This window comes from Acidiplasma sp. (assembly GCF_038728925.1).
Taxonomy (GTDB): Archaea; Thermoplasmatota; Thermoplasmata; order Thermoplasmatales; family Thermoplasmataceae; genus Acidiplasma; species Acidiplasma aeolicum.
The window spans coordinates 69,929-86,413 of the sequence record NZ_JAVYSZ010000007.1 but is presented as its reverse complement, the minus strand read 5'-3'; the positions used below and the strand labels follow the sequence as shown (position 1 = coordinate 86,413).

General features: G+C 34.9%; 14 protein-coding genes. 8 read left to right on the top strand and 6 right to left on the bottom strand.

The window, feature by feature from the left end; translation table 11 throughout:
- Positions 1-165: 165 nt before the first annotated feature.
- Positions 166-1,089 carry a sulfur oxygenase/reductase gene (sor, locus tag QXW15_RS04350; protein WP_048101654.1) on the top strand — a complete coding sequence of 308 codons (924 nt, stop codon included), beginning with the start codon at positions 166-168 and terminating at the stop codon, positions 1,087-1,089.
- A 67-nt stretch (positions 1,090-1,156) separates the two neighbouring features.
- On the opposite strand, the gene priS is transcribed toward sor, so the two are convergent.
- Entirely contained in the window at positions 1,157-2,293 is a 1,137-nt protein-coding gene (priS, locus tag QXW15_RS04345) for a DNA primase catalytic subunit PriS (protein WP_048101653.1), read from the bottom strand.
- An 84-nt stretch (positions 2,294-2,377) separates the two neighbouring features.
- On the opposite strand from priS, the gene QXW15_RS04340 reads away from it, so the two are divergent.
- A complete protein-coding gene (locus QXW15_RS04340; protein ID WP_048101652.1) occupies positions 2,378-3,394 on the top strand; it encodes a type II glyceraldehyde-3-phosphate dehydrogenase in 1,017 nt (338 codons plus the stop codon).
- Positions 3,394-4,386 (top strand): DNA repair and recombination protein RadA, encoded by a 993-nt coding sequence (gene radA, locus QXW15_RS04335; protein WP_048101651.1) that lies wholly within the window; start codon positions 3,394-3,396, stop codon positions 4,384-4,386. The genes QXW15_RS04340 and radA overlap by 1 nt, the downstream gene beginning before the upstream one ends.
- 16 nt (positions 4,387-4,402) lie before the next feature.
- Here the strand turns inward: radA and QXW15_RS04330 are convergent, their stop codons facing one another.
- Together QXW15_RS04330 and smc are read right to left on the bottom strand one after the other, a co-directional pair.
- Positions 4,403-5,158 carry a hypothetical protein gene (locus tag QXW15_RS04330; RefSeq protein WP_048101650.1) on the bottom strand — a complete coding sequence of 252 codons (756 nt, stop codon included), beginning with the start codon at positions 5,156-5,158 and terminating at the stop codon, positions 4,403-4,405.
- Positions 5,115-8,612 (bottom strand): chromosome segregation protein SMC, encoded by a 3,498-nt coding sequence (smc, locus tag QXW15_RS04325; RefSeq protein WP_342790016.1) that lies wholly within the window; start codon positions 8,610-8,612, stop codon positions 5,115-5,117. The genes QXW15_RS04330 and smc overlap by 44 nt, the downstream gene beginning before the upstream one ends.
- 98 nt (positions 8,613-8,710) lie before the next feature.
- Here smc and QXW15_RS04320 point away from each other — a divergent pair, with 98 nt between their 5' ends.
- Together QXW15_RS04320 and QXW15_RS04315 are read left to right on the top strand one after the other, a co-directional pair.
- Positions 8,711-9,700 (top strand): tyrosine--tRNA ligase, encoded by a 990-nt coding sequence (locus QXW15_RS04320; protein ID WP_048101648.1) that lies wholly within the window; start codon positions 8,711-8,713, stop codon positions 9,698-9,700.
- On the top strand, positions 9,701-9,982 hold the full coding sequence (locus QXW15_RS04315) for a hypothetical protein (protein ID WP_048101647.1): 282 nt from the start codon (positions 9,701-9,703) through the stop codon (positions 9,980-9,982).
- Here QXW15_RS04315 and fen read toward each other — a convergent pair.
- Complete coding sequence (fen, locus tag QXW15_RS04310; RefSeq protein ID WP_048101646.1) at positions 9,979-10,998, bottom strand: flap endonuclease-1; 1,020 nt, start codon at positions 10,996-10,998, stop codon at positions 9,979-9,981. The genes QXW15_RS04315 and fen overlap by 4 nt on opposite strands.
- A gap of 3 nt (positions 10,999-11,001) precedes the next feature.
- Complete coding sequence (radB, locus tag QXW15_RS04305) at positions 11,002-11,709, bottom strand: DNA repair and recombination protein RadB (protein ID WP_048101645.1); 708 nt, start codon at positions 11,707-11,709, stop codon at positions 11,002-11,004.
- Between the two features lie 92 nt (positions 11,710-11,801).
- On the opposite strand from radB, the gene QXW15_RS04300 reads away from it, so the two are divergent.
- The 3 genes from QXW15_RS04300 to QXW15_RS04290 all read left to right on the top strand — a co-directional run bounded on the left by QXW15_RS04300 (position 11,802) and on the right by QXW15_RS04290 (position 14,574).
- Positions 11,802-12,242 carry a hypothetical protein gene (locus tag QXW15_RS04300; RefSeq protein WP_048101644.1) on the top strand — a complete coding sequence of 147 codons (441 nt, stop codon included), beginning with the start codon at positions 11,802-11,804 and terminating at the stop codon, positions 12,240-12,242.
- Between the two features lie 180 nt (positions 12,243-12,422).
- A complete protein-coding gene (locus QXW15_RS04295) occupies positions 12,423-13,619 on the top strand; it encodes an MFS transporter (protein ID WP_048101643.1) in 1,197 nt (398 codons plus the stop codon).
- A 37-nt stretch (positions 13,620-13,656) separates the two neighbouring features.
- Entirely contained in the window at positions 13,657-14,574 is a 918-nt protein-coding gene (locus QXW15_RS04290; protein ID WP_048101642.1) for a bifunctional phosphoglucose/phosphomannose isomerase, read from the top strand.
- On the opposite strand, the gene rqcH is transcribed toward QXW15_RS04290, so the two are convergent.
- Positions 14,566-16,416, bottom strand: a complete 1,851-nt coding sequence (rqcH, locus tag QXW15_RS04285) for a ribosome rescue protein RqcH (protein ID WP_048101641.1) — start codon at positions 16,414-16,416, stop codon at positions 14,566-14,568. The genes QXW15_RS04290 and rqcH overlap by 9 nt on opposite strands.
- Between the last annotated feature and the right edge of the window lie 69 nt (positions 16,417-16,485).

Below are 16,485 nucleotides of genomic sequence, written 5' to 3'. Positions count from 1 at the left end.
AATATATGATTTATAAATATATTATGGTATAATTTTATATAATTATTTCATTTTTAGATATCTAATGATATTTTCATTAAAAGTTTGATTAATATTAAAAATATTCATAAACATGATTAAAAATGTTTAAATATGAATATTAAATTATACACATGGTGACAAAAAGTGCCAAAACCATATGTAGCAATAAACGAGGTAGAAATGTTAAATGATGAGACGACAATGAAAATGTTCCAGCAGGTTGGTCCAAAGGTTTGCCAGGTTACAGCCAGGCATCCCGGGTTTGTTGGATTCCAGAACCATATGCAGTTTGGTATAATACCGCTCGGAACAAGGTATGGTGGCGGATCAATGGACATGACCAAAATGAGCACAATGAACGTTTACCAGTACACAATGTGGAAAAACATAAAGGACCATGAGGATATGCACAGGGACAACTTCACATCAATATTCAGATTATGCTCTGCATGTTTATCACAGGTTGTATACGGACCATGGGAACCATTATATGAAATTGTTGATGCAAACATGCCTGTAAATACAGAAATGACGGACTTTACAGTAATGTTTGGCAAGAAATTTGCAGCAGGTGACCCATCTGGAGTACCACCAATATCAATGCCATATGGAAAAAGAACAATTGCCCTCTCAGAGCATACAGTAAAGAAGGATATGCAGAAGGAATTTGAGAGCAATATAATGGAGGTCATGAAGGATTTCGAGCATGCCCCCGGATTCCTTGGGTACATGATACTTAAGGAGATTGGAGTATCAGCAGTAGGTTCATTCCAGCTCAAGGCAAAGGGAATACATGAAACACTTGAATCAAATGGCGAGGTTCCAAAGGATCAGGAAGGTGCATTCAAGCCAGAGGAGGCAGTACCAACACCACCTGAATACAGGGTGCACATGGAATGGTCCTCACCAGAGGATGCAATGTTCGGAATAGGCAGGGTATTATTCGCACATCCCGCAAGGGAACTGCACGACAAGGTACTGGATACATTAATAAGGGGTCCATACATAAGACTATTAAACCCAATGATGGAAGGAACCACATGGAGAGAGTACCTTAACTCTCCATAAATTTTATTTTTAAATAATTTTTTAATTTTAATGCCTATTTTTATTTAAAATTTATAAAAAGAATAAATTATGTGACAAAATCAGATACACCTATGGCATTTGTAAATACTGCAACATACAATGGTACCTTATGCTCACCATTGCCTAATATAAAATGCTCATTGTTCATGGCAATTTCAAATTTATTTATTTTTATATTAATTATTTTTTCCTTCTCCTTAAATACATCAGGTATGGCCTCATTTAAGGGATTAAAATCTCTTAAATAATCTATTTTTAAGGGTTTTACCATTAATCCAGTTTTTCCATGAAGGCTTAATGGAAATCTGATAAGCCTGTGTATATCTGTTGTAACAGGCTCATCTATTTCAGCAAGGTTACCCTTTTTAAAGTTTTCAATGATGTATTTAAATATATCCCTGTTATATGTAATTTTGTTTTTCGCATCAAATGAATCCATGATCTTAAATTTATTTCCGGATTTATCGGTAAAAAAATCAATAATTTTTTTTCCGTTAAAATACTTTTGGAGATAATTTATATAGTTATTGTAATTTCTGCCAAGTATTGATTTTATAATATTCTCATCAATGTTTTCATAAAATTCTGAAATGTAGTTATTTAATTTTTTAAGTATACCGTAGTTAAAAAAATCATCGTCAAGGTTTTTAAGGTCATCAATATTAATACCCTCGATTCTTATATAATCACCTATTTCCCTTCTGGCATCAGAATCCAGCTGGTATACGGCATCACTCTCTATATGTACATGATACCCCCTGCCACCGGAAAAGTATAAATGAATGTTATCCTCGGTAAAACCAAAATCGTCCATGAGAACATTTATAAGTCTTAATGTATGCTTTTTTACCTCATCCAGTATCTGTGCATACGTCATCTTATTTGCACCCTCTATATGATCTGCATCAAGATCAAAAATCAGTTCTGCACCCAGCCATTCCTTTTCCTGCATTCTTGTAATTTCCGGATGCCTGTAATATGCCGATGAATAATAAAGATGCCTGGGCACAATTTTTTTCACAAATCTTTCTATTTCAATGTTGTTGTTATACATTCTGTGCCTTACCATGCTTCCATTAAATGGAATATACCCTATTTCCCTCTGGAATAGAAGATCCGGAGGTTTTATAGGATTTTTCACATAATAATCTCTAAAATAATCCCTGAGTTCTAATTTTTCCACCCAAACCAATTATTTTTTTTCTTATAATATTTTGCATAGCCTAAATAAATAAATTTATAACCATATGTAACATAATTATGCAATATGATTGGTGTAGGAATCAATGGATATGGTACTATTGGAAGGCGTGTCGCCCATGCTGTTTCAGCCCAGGATGATATGTTTGTTACCGGCATAGTTAAAAATTCCCCGGATTATGTTGCAAAGGAGGCATCAAAATATTTTAATGTTTATGTACCCTCTGAGGACAAAATTCCGGAGTTTGAGGAGAATGGCATAAGGGTTAAGGGAACACTGGATGATTTGTGTTCTGATTCTGACATAATCGTTGATGGAACCCCAGAAGGCATGGGTGAGAGGAATATAAAAAAATACCGGGAATACAATATAAAGGCCATACTTGAGGGTGGAGAAAAGGCATCTGCTGTTGAAACAAGCTTTAATGCCTATTCTAGTTTTGATGATGCATTAAATAAAAATTATGTGAGGGTTGTATCATGTAATACCACTGCACTTGCAAGGTCCCTGTACCCAATACATTCAAGTTATAAAATAAAAAATGTTAATGCGGTTATACTGAGGCGTGCCACTGATCCAAATGATTCAAAAAAGGGGCCTATAAATGCCATGGAACCATCAATGCAGTATCCTTCACATCATGCCCCTGATCTTCAGACAGTAATAAAGGGAATTAATATACTGACAACGGCTGTAAAGATTCCAACAACCCTGATGCATATACATGTTGTTGATGTCGATCTTGAGGATAATCTTAAAGAGGATGACATAATTGATATCTGGAAAAATTATGGCAGGCTCTTGCTTCTTAACAGCTCAGACGGCCTTAAATCCACAGCACAGATAATGGATCTTGCAAGGGAGCTATCAAGGAACAGGTCTGATTTATATGAAATAGCAATCTGGCGTGACAGCATAAAAATTAATAACAATAAACTGCATTACATACAGGCTGTACATCAGGAAAGTGATGTTATACCTGAAAATGTGGATGCTATAAGGGCTATGTTCAATTTGTTAGGTAAGGATGAATCAATTCGCAAAACCGATTCATCGCTTAAGATAAAAGGAGGGATATTTTAATGGCTAAAAAGGATGTTGAAAATGAGGAGAAGGTTGAGGAAAGCAAAAAGGAGATTACAATAGAGGATCTTCCAGGCGTGGGCGAGGCAACTGCTGAAAAATTAAGGGAAAGCGGATATGATGATATAATGACCATAGCCGTGGCATCCCCAAAGGACCTTGCAGATATAAGTGGAATAGCTGAAGGCGCCGCAATAAAAATCATTAATGCGGCAAGAAAATACGCTGATGTGGGTAATTTTGAAACAGGGGAGGAGATACTAAAAAGGAGGCAGGAGGTAATAAAATTATCAACAGGATCCAAAAATCTTGACACACTCCTGGGCGGTGGCCTGGAAACCCAATCCATCACTGAATTTTTTGGCGAATTTGGGTCTGGTAAAACTCAGATAATGCTGCAGCTGGCGGTTAATGCCACACTTCCAAAGGAACAGGGCGGCCTTGAATCAGACGTGCTTATTATAGACACTGAAAATACATTCAGGCCTGAGAGGATTATACAGATGGCAAAGGCCAAAAATCTGGACCCTGATGAAACTTTAAAAAGAATACATGTTGCCAGGGCTTATAATGCTCATCACCAGATACTTCTTGCAGAAAAGGCTGCTGATGTTGCCAAGGAGTTTCCAATAAAACTCTTAATAGTGGATTCATTAACATCGCATTTTAGATCAGAATATGTTGGCAGGGGTTCTCTGGCAGAGAGGCAGCAGCTTTTAAATAAACACATGCATGATCTGCTTAAATTTGGAACCATATATAATGCTGTAATAGCCGTGACAAATCAGGTATCGGCAAATCCCGCCGTATTTTTTGGCGATCCAATGACACCAATAGGCGGTAACATTGTGGGGCATACTGCAACATTCAGAATTTATCTTAGAAAGGCCAAGGCTGGAAAAAGAATAGCAAGATTAATAGACTCACCATACCTGCCGGAGGGTGAGGCGGTTATAATGATAAGTGAGGATGGAATATCGGACGGTGTATAAATTTATTTAAAATATTTTAAAATAATTTGGTTATTATGATGTTTCCAAATGGTTCATTCTGTTCCATGCTAATCCTTCCCCTTTTTTCAAGAAAAAGCATGTAAAGGAGAAATTCTGATCTTTCCTCTGTAGTTTTACCCCAGTAATCCTCAAGGAAAAATGGATTTATATATTTTTTAATTTCCTCCTGGACGCGGTTTATTCCTTCCTCTATATCCTCCTTATTTGATTTCATTAATATGTCCTCATTTATATCCACCGATGTGTCCTTTATTGTTTTTTCTTCCCTGGATTTCTTATAAACCCTTTTTATTGAATCCAGCAATTCAATTAGCGTTACATTTCTTTTGTCCTCATGCATTACAGGCTCCTTAAGATCAATAAAATCTGAAACCTCGTCATCGTCCATGGAATCCTCTATTTCAGGATAATCATCAGTTAACTCATCGGATATTTTATTACTGTTATACCCTCTTATCATTGCAATGCTTTTTTCATAAAGAATATGCCATGCACTGGATATAAGAAGTCCGGCCACCTCAAAATTTGGCTCAGGCTCACTAAAAAAAAGGTCCTTAAACTGCAGTATATCGATTTTCCATGGGTCTATTTTGCCATCCATGGCCAGTTTAAATACCTTTGATACGGTTTCAGAAAAAATATCTGGATATACCAAATTTTCATTTGCCTCATTTAATATTTCCTCGTATTCTGATATATCCTCATTTTCACCTTGCCTTATTATCGCCCTGAGAATCTCGCTTTTCTCCATCGTCCTCCTCCATATATTTTTCCACAATTTTTGTATTCCCATGCCCATCGGTGGTTACACCTATTATGTTTGTTGCAAATTTTGACACAGCCTTTTTCAGGGATACCATTATAACCTGTGCCTTTTTAGAATTCTCCCTGAAAAGCTTTCCAACCTGTTCTGCATTATAACCATCAAGGAACATATCAACCTCATCCAGATAATATACCGGTGATGGTTTTTCATTCTGAAATGCCAGTATAAGGGCAAGAACAGCAACACTCTTCTCACCGCCACTCAGTGCATCTATTTTTATCATGTATTTCCCCTTGGGCATTGCCTTTATGTAAATTTCAGAATTTAATGGGTCATCCCTGCTGGTTATCTCCAGCGTGGCCTCACCACCAGTAAGCCTGTAATAAATCTCCTTAAAATTTTTATTAATGCCATCAAAAAGGTCAAGAAATGTTTTTTTCTCCTCCTCTATAATTTTATTCTGCATGTCTATAAGGCTTTCGCGTTCCCTTTTTAATGTGTCATATTTTTCTATATTTTCTGAATACTTTGAATACTCATCATCATATTCCTGTATTGCCTTCTGATTTATGGGGCCAAGTGATATTATTTCATTTTCATTATGGGCAATTTTTTCCCTAATTTCCCTTACAGTAAGCTTAAAATCAGGTATATCAGCATCAATAATCTCATTATGTATTTCATTAGATTTTTCAATCAGTGCATCTATTTTTGCGTTTAATGATGTTATAAGTATATTTTTTTTATTAATTCCATCCTCTGTATTTCTTATATCAATTAATATTCTGTCCAGTGCATCATTAAGTTCAACCTTTTTATTGTATAAATCCCTGGATTTTGAATCTATTTCATATTCTCTGCCCCTCAGCTCATTCAGTGCATTATTTTTTTTATCAAGATCATTTTTTAAATCCTGAAGTTCTTTACTTTTTTCTTCAAGGGATTTTTTGTAATTCCCTATTTTTTCATCAAGCTCTGTAATTCTCTGCTCAAAATGTTTAATATCATTATTTATTGTAATTAATGTATCGCTGTGCGACTTATATTCTGCATTGGCCCTATTCAATTCAGATTCTATCTGTTTTTCTATTTCCATGTTTTCAGGATTTATCTCCTTTAGCTGTTTAAAAATTTCTTCCTTTTCCCTGTTATTTTTATAAGCCTTTAGCCTTAATTCCCTAAGATCAACCTCAATATTTTTAAGGTTATCTGTAAGTTCTGCTATTTCCCTTTTTAAGGTTTCAATGGAATCATTATATGATTGCAGCGATTTTTCCGATTCACCTAAAAGATTTTTATTTGATTCAAGATTTGCAGTTTCAACATCCCTTTTTCTTGTTAAATCTGTTAACTGGGATGAAACATTTCCAAGCTCGGAGTTTGCATTTTTCAATTCGCCATCTATTATTATGTTTTCATTTTCAAGGCTGGCTATTTCCTTTGTTATTCTGTTATATAAAATCTCATCGTTTTTCAGGTATCCGCCGGTTATTGATCCGGAGGCCTCAAAAATTTCCCCATCCAGTGTAACAATCCTTACACCGCCCATATGCTTCCTTGCATTTTCAATATTATCAAATAGTAATGTATCGGCAAAGCAGTACATGACTGCCCTTTTAAATTTTTCATCATATCTTACAAAATCCCTTATAAACCCAATTGATATGCCATCCCTTACAAGTTTTTCACTTTTTTCATGATCCTTTGGGGCCATGATTTTATTTAATGGTATAAATGTAAGCCTTCCAAGTTTTTTTTCCTTTAAAATATTAATGCATCTTTCTGCGGCATAGTCATCATCAACAACTATTGCCCTCAGGCGTGCACCCCCAGAGACTATGACTGCATTTCCATATTTTTCATCGTATTCTATTAGATTTTTTAATTCACCATAAATCCCAGGTATGGTACCATGCTCCATTATATTATGTATCTCCTTAACTGCAGGAGACATTCCACCGCTGTAATTAAGCCCCCTTAACTGTTTTTCAAGTTCTCTTATCTTTTGATCATTATCTGATTTATTCCTTGATAATGATGAGACCTTATTCCTTAAATCAATGAAACGTGAGTTAATAAGATTTATTTCCTTTGAGTATTCATTTATGTTATCCTGTGACGCCTCTATTTTCCATTTTAAATCCTTTACCTTAAGCTGTAAATCCCTGTAACTATCCTCCTTTATGGAAATTTCCCTTTTTTTAACGGAAATTTTTTCACCAATATCATTTATTAACGCATTTTTTTCTTCAATTTCAGAATTTATTGAATTTATGGAATCATCAATAGATTTTAGTTTTTCATTTAAATCCCTCAATTTTTTGGAATTTGCATAATTCTCCTGACGAAATTTTTCAAGCTCTGCGGATATTTTATTTATGTTATTCTCATCTGTTTTTATATATGATTCATAATTCTTTTTCTCCCTGAGTTTATTCTGCAGTTCATTTTTCTGAAATTCCATGGAATCTTTGGAGGCCTTTATCTGCATTTCATAGCTGTCTATGTTTTCTCTATGGGTATTAATGCCTGCATTTATTGTTGCTATTTCCCTTGTTGTCTCCTCTATTTCTTTTCTGAGTTTTAAAACCTCTGATCCACCAAGGTCATTAAGCTTTTTCTCTATTTCCCTTATATTTTCCTGTGTTTTATTCTTATTATCATTAAGCTCTTTTAACCTTATATTAAGCTTATTTAATTCTGAATCAAGCCTTTTAACATCATTTTTATATAAATTTATCTCTCCCTCTATATTCTCAAGATCCTTTAGCTTTAAATATGCATTCATATCATCTATTTCCTTTTTTAAATTTGAATATTTTCTGGCATTTTCCCTATCAATATTTAATCTGTCAAGATTATGCTTAATTTCAGAGATCTTTGCATCCAGTATGTTTATGTTTTCATTGAGGCCATTAATATCGTTTTTGGCATTTTCAATTCTTTCTTTATAGCTCTCAATTCCTGCCATTGATTCTATTAATTTTCTTCTCTCGGCGCCGGACATTTTTATTATATTATTAATATCACCCTGAAGGACAAAACTGTAAGAATCGAGGTATATATGGAAGGAATCAATTAATTTTAAAACATCCAAATAACGTGCCCTTTTCCCATTAAGATAATAATTTGATTTTATTTCATTTCCATTGTTTACTATTTCCCTGGAAAGTGTGTACTTTTTATCTCCCTCTGAAATGGTCAGTGTGACCGAGCATCTTTTTAATGGTGGATCTGACTTATGTATGAAATCAGCAGCGCGATCCACCCTTATTGCCTTATTTGATTTTGCACCCAGAACAAATAGCATTGCATCCCCCAGGTTACTTTTACCGGAACCATTAGGGCCTATAATAACAGTGAATCCATCTTTAAGCCTTACAGTTACCTTTTTTCCGTATGACTTAAAGTTTTCCATTTCTATGGATTCAATAATCATATAATATGACAATGTCAGAAGGTATATTTATTTTATGTTATATATTATAGGCTTCATGCCTAAAAAGGTTAATAAAATAATATTATATAAACCATAAAATGGAAAATATAGAACTTTTAAAAAGAGATACATCAGAAATTATTACCGAGGATGAGGCTCTGGATGCACTCAAAAATTCCTGCAAGGGATACTGGGGCGTTGAACCCTCAGGGCTGCCCCACATAGCCACAGGCATACTGTTTACGAATAAAATAAATGATATGGTCAGGGCCGGGATTAAAATGAAGGTTCTTCTGGCCGACTGGCATGCCCGGGTAAATGATAAGCTCGGTGGTGATATTGAAAAAATAAGGGAGAGTGGTGAACTTTTAAAAAGAACCATGATCGCTGCAGGCCTTGATAGCAGTGTTGAATTCATCTGGGCCGGTGACCTCGTTTCAAGCAGGGATTACTGGGAGGAGCTTTTAAAAGTTTCAAAAAATTCATCACTTTTGAGAATAAGGAGGGCGCTTCCCATAATGGGCAGAACAGAGGAGGATGCCGACAGGGATTTTAGTAAATACATATATCCACTAATGCAGGTTACAGATATAATTTACATGGACCTTGACTTTGCCCTAGGAGGCATGGATCAGAGGCATGCCCACATGCTTCAGAGGGATGTTGCGGAGAAAATGGGGGTTAAAAAGGTAATCTCAGTGCATATGCCCCTCATATCAAGCCTTAAGGGATCAGGGAGAATGGATGACTTCAAAAAAATGTCCAAAAGCGACCCTGATTCGGCCATTTTTATTACAGATTCTGATGAAGATATAAAAAGAAAAATAAAACATGCATACTGCCCTGTGGGTGTTACAGAAAATAATCCTGTAATTGACATTTTAAAATACGTTGTTTTCCCGTACTATCAGGAAAGATTAACAATAAACAGGCCAGAAAGCAAGGGTGGCCCCGTGGAGGTGGATTTTCACGAACTTATTAATTTATATGAAAATCAAAAGATTCATCCAGTAGATTTAAAGAACGCGGCTGCAGAATCCATAATAAATATAATAGGTCCTGTGAGAGAAAAAATAGAAGGTGATTAAATGCCGTGGATTCCAAAAAAGGCTGTTGAAAAAACAGTTTACAGCAGTTTACTAAAAATGGATAATGGCCGGCTAATATCCCTAAAAACCAAAAAAAAGGACAGGTCAGTTACAATATATAAAGATAATAATTTATACAAAATAATAGAGGACGGATTTAAAAATGAATCATATGAAATAGGCGATGAAAAGGAATTAAAAAAAATGTTAAAAACACTTATAGAAATAGAGTTTCCAAGAAGCCATGAAATACTTGTAACCAGCCAGGAGGATAAAAATTAGGTAAATTTATCAAGGCTGGACTGGCTTGTGTCTGTAAAATTTCTGTCCATTATATCCAGCACATTTATTATTCTTGATTCAGAGAAATTGTGCTGGCCGCACAGGAAATCAATTATCCTGTTTCTATCCGGCCTTTTGAAGTTAAGGTTAATATTCTTCTCAACCGGTGGGTTTTTAAAAAAATCCTTTATTTCATCCAGATGATCTATGTTTTTGTTTTTTTCCTTTAGAACATTTTCTATTGTTCCAAATTTCTTTATGAGCTTTAATGCGGTTTTTGCACCAATCCCCGGTATACCTGAATTAAAATCGGTACCAACAAGAATGCCTATATCTATTAACTGTTCCTGTGTTATTCCATTGTTTTCAAGATTCTCCTCAAGGTTTATAATTTCCGGTGATACATTAATATATTTACCAGTGCCAGAAATCCTCCGCTTTCCATACACTGTAAAATTCCTTAATACACGCGGGGCACCAAATAGCAGGCAGTCATAATCCTGAGAGATAACAGAATCAACAATGCCGGCCCTTGCCGTGTATGATGCCTGTGCCTCACCCTCGGAAGGCGCCTGTATCCACGGTATCCCCATAAAATCAAGAAGCTTTTTGGATTCATTAATTATATCATCTGTAATATAATTTATTCTTGATGAAAGGGACCTTGCCCTTTCCATGTCGTTATTTTTTATTGCAGCATTAAGTTCCTCTATATTTTTTTCCCTTATCAGCCTTCTTTCCTTTAGTGTCTCATTTTTAAGATAAAATGGTTTTCCATCAAAACAGTAAACCGGTTTTATCTTATTTTCCAGCAGTGAGGATGTTCTATAAAATATACCTGAAAGATGTGATGTAATATTTCCCGCGCTATCCTTTAAAGGTTCACCATCCTCACCCCTTATGCTGCTTAAGAACTGGTATATAATGTTATAAGCATCAACAGTAACCATCTTACCTGCATTTTCCTTTAATGTTGTGGCATGCTTTATTAATATACTGGATATATCTACCCCCATGAATCACACCTGACACGATATGCCATTTTTTGTTATTTTAAATTCACTAAATAAATTTTCCTGGATTGACCTGTGCTTTATCACCGTTATTCTTCTGTTTCCATTATCCATTTTCTCAATATAATAAATGGCCTTCATGGCATGGTCTATAAAATAACCGCCAAATGGCTCAATTTTATGATTTTCAACATCTGCATATATCTGATTTGTAATAAGCACAGGAATTTCATATTTAATTGCAATACCGGACAGAATATTAAGCTGCCTTTCGTACCCCTCCATTCTTGCATTGGCATCGGTACCCGTTTCCATCCTGAAAAAATTTGTAAATGAATCAACAACCATTAAGCCTATACTTTTCCTTGAATCCCTTTTTTCTGCTATTAGCTTCTCCGCCTTTATCACAGCCAGATGCTGGTCATCAAGCGATTTAACCCTGTAAATATTAATATCGTTGTAGTTAAAATCATCACCACATATCTGTTTAAACCTTTCCACAGAAAATCCTTCAGTATCTATATAAATAACCTGCCTGCCAGATTTTACCATTGAGTATGAAAATATCATGGATAGATTTGTTTTGCCTGCCCCGCCCATTCCATAAAATTCGGTTATTATACCAGGTTCTATACCACCCTGCATTAAGTTATCTATGCAATCATATCCTGATGGTATCTTTTCAGGTACCTCTGTGAACTTAATTTTTTCCATTTATTGTTAAATCCATAATACTATAAAAAAATATATGATTGTTATTATGGACATTAACAACTTTTTTATAACCATATTCTATTATAATTAAAATGGCAGATGTTTATATTGTTATTGGTGTTGCGCTATTAATTGTAGGAATATTCTCAATATTTTCAAATGTCCTTGTAATAGGCATACCACTGATCATTGTTGCAGCCTTCTTTTTATTCCAGTATTACTACAGTTCAGGCAAGCATGTTAATAAAAAAGTATCCAAAATAACATATGATGGAATAATAGAAACGGGGCTTTCAAAAATAGAAAGGGGGACATTTTATGTTGATAAGGACAAATTCATTTCAGAAATGTCCAAAATTAAGGATATAGTCTCACTTCAGGGAAAAATGCCAGAATTTGGCCTTGATGCCATATATTTTGATTTTAATACCCAGGCCTCGGCAGAAAAGTTTTCAATGGCAATAAATAGCACTGGTGTTAAGGCCTCTGTTTTGCAGGAAAGAACACAATGGAAGGTTAAAATTGATTTTTAATGTTTTAACATGACCATGCAACACAGTGTTACACACTATATATAATTTATTAATATTTTTCTGATATTTATCTCTAAATTATTATTTTTTTTATATAAAATTTCTAATTATACGTTTTTATCATCAAAATATATATACTTTATTACAAAACTTTAATTCATATAAAGTAATTATAAATTTATGAAAACCTATGCTCATGCAACAATTTCATCTACAGGTGCATGGATGGGAAATATATATGATCTAACCCTGTTAACATATATTTATACAGAGCTGGAGAGATATTTCCATATAGATCTGCTTATGGTGTCACTGCTGTTCGCACTGGGATTAATAGGCAGATTCTTCGGCGGCATAATATTTGGCAGTCTAAATGATACAATGGGCAGCAAACCAGTAATGATTATAGGTACGGCCGGATATGCCATTTTTGCCGGAATAATGGCATTTTCCCCCACAGTGCTTATACTGTTTACCGCAAGATTTATTCAGGGGGTGTTCATGGGCGGTGAGTGGACTGCCGGTACGGTCATGAGCTATGAATTTGCCCCTCAAAATCTTAAAGGAACAATAGTTGGAATAGTGCAGAGTGGATACGGCATTGGCTACGCACTTACAGGCCTTGCCTATGTTTTATTCCTTCCAGTAATGGCGGCTGACTGGAGATTTTTCCTGCTGACAGGTATAATACCATTAATAATCGCCCCGTATACAATGTTTAAAATCCCCTCAGATAAAAGGCAGGGGGTGGTAAAGGAAAGGGCATCACTAAAGGGTTACATGAAGCCATTTATAAAATCATCCATTATGATGTCCGGATTTTTTGCAGCATATTTCTCGGTGTTTTCATTTTATCCAACAATTGCACCATCATTCGGTGTAAGCCATTCCATGGTGGGAATCATGATGATTGTGACAAGCCTGGTGCTGGCCATGTCATTTGTTCTTTTTGGCAGGCTATCGCTTAAGACTAGAAAAAAATACTTAATAATTGCAGGTTCAGCAGTATCAATGGTATCAGCATGGTTCGCCATTCCATTTTCATCCTCCCTGGATATACTGTCGGTACCTGCATTGATAGCCTTTACAGTGGGTGTGGGATCAATGCCTGTTGTGCCGCTGCTACTGATGGAGCGTGTAAATCCTGTTGTAAGGGGTATTATCTCCGGGATATCATACAACTTTGGTGCGTTATTTGGCGGGGTTATATCAATAATACTTGGATTTATTGGTGACATTGTTGGTTTCCATGGACTTTTATTAATAATAGATATAACAACACTGCTATGCCTTGCATCAGTAATCATAACCGGTGCATCAATAAAAAAATTAAAGGACTCATATGCTTACAGGCTGTACAGGAACATCGAGGACTAAAACAAAAATTAATAAATAAAAATCAATTAACTCTTACATGGACTTTATAGACGAATTAAAGAATTTAAAGGAGCAAATTAAATTTAATCAAAAATTTAACATAACTTCTGAATATGACAATATTGTAATCTCCGGTATGGGTGGGTCTGGCATTGTTGGCGATATATTTCAGGAAAAATTCTCAAAAAAACCTGTTATAACTGTTGGAGATTACGGCATACCAGAATTTGTCAATGAAAGAACTGTATTTATTGGCATAAGTTACTCTGGAAACACCGAGGAAACACTTAATAATGTGGATGAGGCAATGAAAAAAAATGCCCATGTTTATGCCATTACATCCGGTGGAAAGCTTGCCGACAGGGTAAAAAATTCAATAATAATACCATCAGGATTACAGCCAAGATCTGCTCTAGGTTACATGTTAATGCCACTCTTCAATACATTTGATCCAGTGGATGATGACATAATTAAAAAAACATATGATATTTTGGACAGTATGGATAAAAATCATGATGAAATGCGCAGGGAGGCATTAAAAATATATGAAAACAGCTATATACCAATAATATTTGGGTCAAGACCATTTAAATCAGTGGCATACAGATGGAAAACACAGTTTAATGAGAACTCAAAGACATTTGCATTTTATAATTATTTTCCTGAACTCAATCATAATGACACAATGCCATTAAAAAAGGCTTACAGAAGGGATGAATACAGGTATTACGTCTTTAATTCCGACAATCTTAGAATACAGAGAAGGATAGAAATCACACAGGAAATAACCGGGGAATCATTTAATATTATAACAGCACCAACCAATGAATATTTTGAGAAACTATTCTATCTAATACATTATGCAGACTATTTAACATATGAACTAGCTCTTGTGAGGGAGGTTGACCCCACAGATGTATCAACAATAGAGGAATTAAAAAGCAAATTATCCTAATTCCTTTATTTCCCTTGATGTTTCTATTATTACAGAACCACCCGGTGGAAGTATTGGCTCGATCTCATCCCTGGGCACATCAAGTATTTTCGATATTTTTTCAACAGCATTATTTCTTTTTTCATTTCCTGGTCTGATTTTAACCCATTTTTCTGATTCCACCCTTGTTGATGACGGGGATATCATTGGTATATCATATTCCTTATATTTAATCAATGATATTTTTAGTTCAAGCGGTAAATTAAAAACATAATTTCTCTTACCCCTTATTACCCAGGACCCCTTTGATATAAATTCTCCAGATTCTGGTGTTTTACTTACCTGATTTGGATACACCCAGTATGCCGTTCCGGAGGATATGCCTGCAGGCCATGCCCTTGACATGCATATTGCGAACTGGCATGCCTCATTTATGGTTTCCTCTGATATTTCAATGCCATCGTTTTTTATTACCGTGCTTGGGGCACCATAAAGATCGGCATGTACATATATATCATTATCCTCCATGTGCTTTTTGACAAGTTTCTCATTTGTCTTTGCATCCTTTCCTGAAAGGACCATATTGCCATTGGATGAAAAGAACCATCTGTATGTTTCAAACCAGTACCTTGGCCTTTTTTTCTGATTTACCTTTTCCCTTTCCTTTATTATTAATTTTTTTGTTTCCTCAATGGCCCTTTCAGCGCCCTCAATTTTATTTTTATAATCCTTTGCTGTATTAAATACATTGCTTATGTTATTTCCTGCAGATAATGTGTAGTTTAAATCTATATTTATATTATTATAGTCAATGGTAAATATTTTCTTTGCCGGATTTATGCCTAAAATTTTTAAATCCCCAAAATCAAACCCATTCAAATCCCCATTCTTCACCTTACCGTTAACAATTTTTATTAATTTCTCAATAGATGGTATATTCATCTTTAATTTATTCCCAAACTCTGTATAAATTTCCATCAATTTTTTAAACTCCTCAATTGATTTTTTCTGTGATTCTATCCTTTTTTCCACACTGCTTTTATTCTTTTCCTCCACCGGATAGTTATTTAAATAACTGACTATTCCATCATTGAAGTTTTCAAAGGTATCGTCTGGATTCCTTTTAAGGCTTTTTAGTATTATTGGGGACAGTATTTCCTCATCTTTATAATAATATGCCCTATTTTCCAGGGATTCCTTAAGGATGACATTTATCTCCTCATATACCTGATTTAATATTTTATCATCCATCTGATGTGGCATTAAATTTTTATCCATATTAAGACGGTAAAGAACCTCCTCTGCTATTTCCCCACCAAGATTTACCCTTGTTGCAAGGGTTTTAACCAGTGATGCGGTACTTTCATTAACAATCTTTTTAAACACGTCAAAATTTTCAATGGGATTTATAAGGGACGGTGGCACATAGGCCTCACCAATTTTTATTGTTCTTGTCCTGTATACATGCTGATCCATTGCAAATACTATTTTTCCATTTTCTGTTAAAATCAGGTTGCCGCCTCCAAACAGTTCCAGTATTATTTCCTGCCCTGTATGAAGTGTAATTTTTATAACCCTGTCAAAATTTATCTGTTCTATGCCTGTTATCCTTTTCTCCGATAACTGTTTTCTGAATATCATGGCCAGCTGGGACGCCTCATCAGGCCTGTCCGCGCTATAAAATGATATTCCCTTTGTAAGTGAAATAAAAAAATCTCTTTTTTTAACATCGGACCTGTATATCTGAAAAATAAACTCCTTTGAATTCACCTGGTATATTTTTTTTATAAATGAATTTTCTATATCATCCCTGAATATGTTTATAAATGCGTAAAAATCCAATGACGATTCCTTGAGTTTCATAATTTATTAGTAATTCCTGATATTTTAATCTTATTGGAAAGATTACATGCATGAAAAAATCAGAGCAAC

What these genes read in the sequence shown, in the direction of transcription:
- QXW15_RS04340 (WP_048101652.1), top strand. Translation starts at nt 2,378, where the DNA reads ATGATTGGTGTAGGAATCAATGGATATGGTACTATTGGAAGGCGTGTC.
- radA (WP_048101651.1), top strand. Translation starts at nt 3,394, where the DNA reads ATGGCTAAAAAGGATGTTGAAAATGAGGAGAAGGTTGAGGAAAGCAAA.
- QXW15_RS04330 (WP_048101650.1), bottom strand. Translation starts at nt 5,158, where the DNA reads ATGGAGAAAAGCGAGATTCTCAGGGCGATAATAAGGCAAGGTGAAAAT.
- smc (WP_342790016.1), bottom strand. Translation starts at nt 8,612, where the DNA reads ATGATTATTGAATCCATAGAAATGGAAAACTTTAAGTCATACGGAAAA.
- QXW15_RS04320 (WP_048101648.1), top strand. Translation starts at nt 8,711, where the DNA reads ATGGAAAATATAGAACTTTTAAAAAGAGATACATCAGAAATTATTACC.
- QXW15_RS04315 (WP_048101647.1), top strand. Translation starts at nt 9,701, where the DNA reads ATGCCGTGGATTCCAAAAAAGGCTGTTGAAAAAACAGTTTACAGCAGT.
- fen (WP_048101646.1), bottom strand. Translation starts at nt 10,998, where the DNA reads ATGGGGGTAGATATATCCAGTATATTAATAAAGCATGCCACAACATTA.
- radB (WP_048101645.1), bottom strand. Translation starts at nt 11,709, where the DNA reads ATGGAAAAAATTAAGTTCACAGAGGTACCTGAAAAGATACCATCAGGA.
- QXW15_RS04300 (WP_048101644.1), top strand. Translation starts at nt 11,802, where the DNA reads ATGGCAGATGTTTATATTGTTATTGGTGTTGCGCTATTAATTGTAGGA.
- QXW15_RS04295 (WP_048101643.1), top strand. Translation starts at nt 12,423, where the DNA reads ATGAAAACCTATGCTCATGCAACAATTTCATCTACAGGTGCATGGATG.
- QXW15_RS04290 (WP_048101642.1), top strand. Translation starts at nt 13,657, where the DNA reads ATGGACTTTATAGACGAATTAAAGAATTTAAAGGAGCAAATTAAATTT.
- rqcH (WP_048101641.1), bottom strand. Translation starts at nt 16,416, where the DNA reads ATGAAACTCAAGGAATCGTCATTGGATTTTTACGCATTTATAAACATA.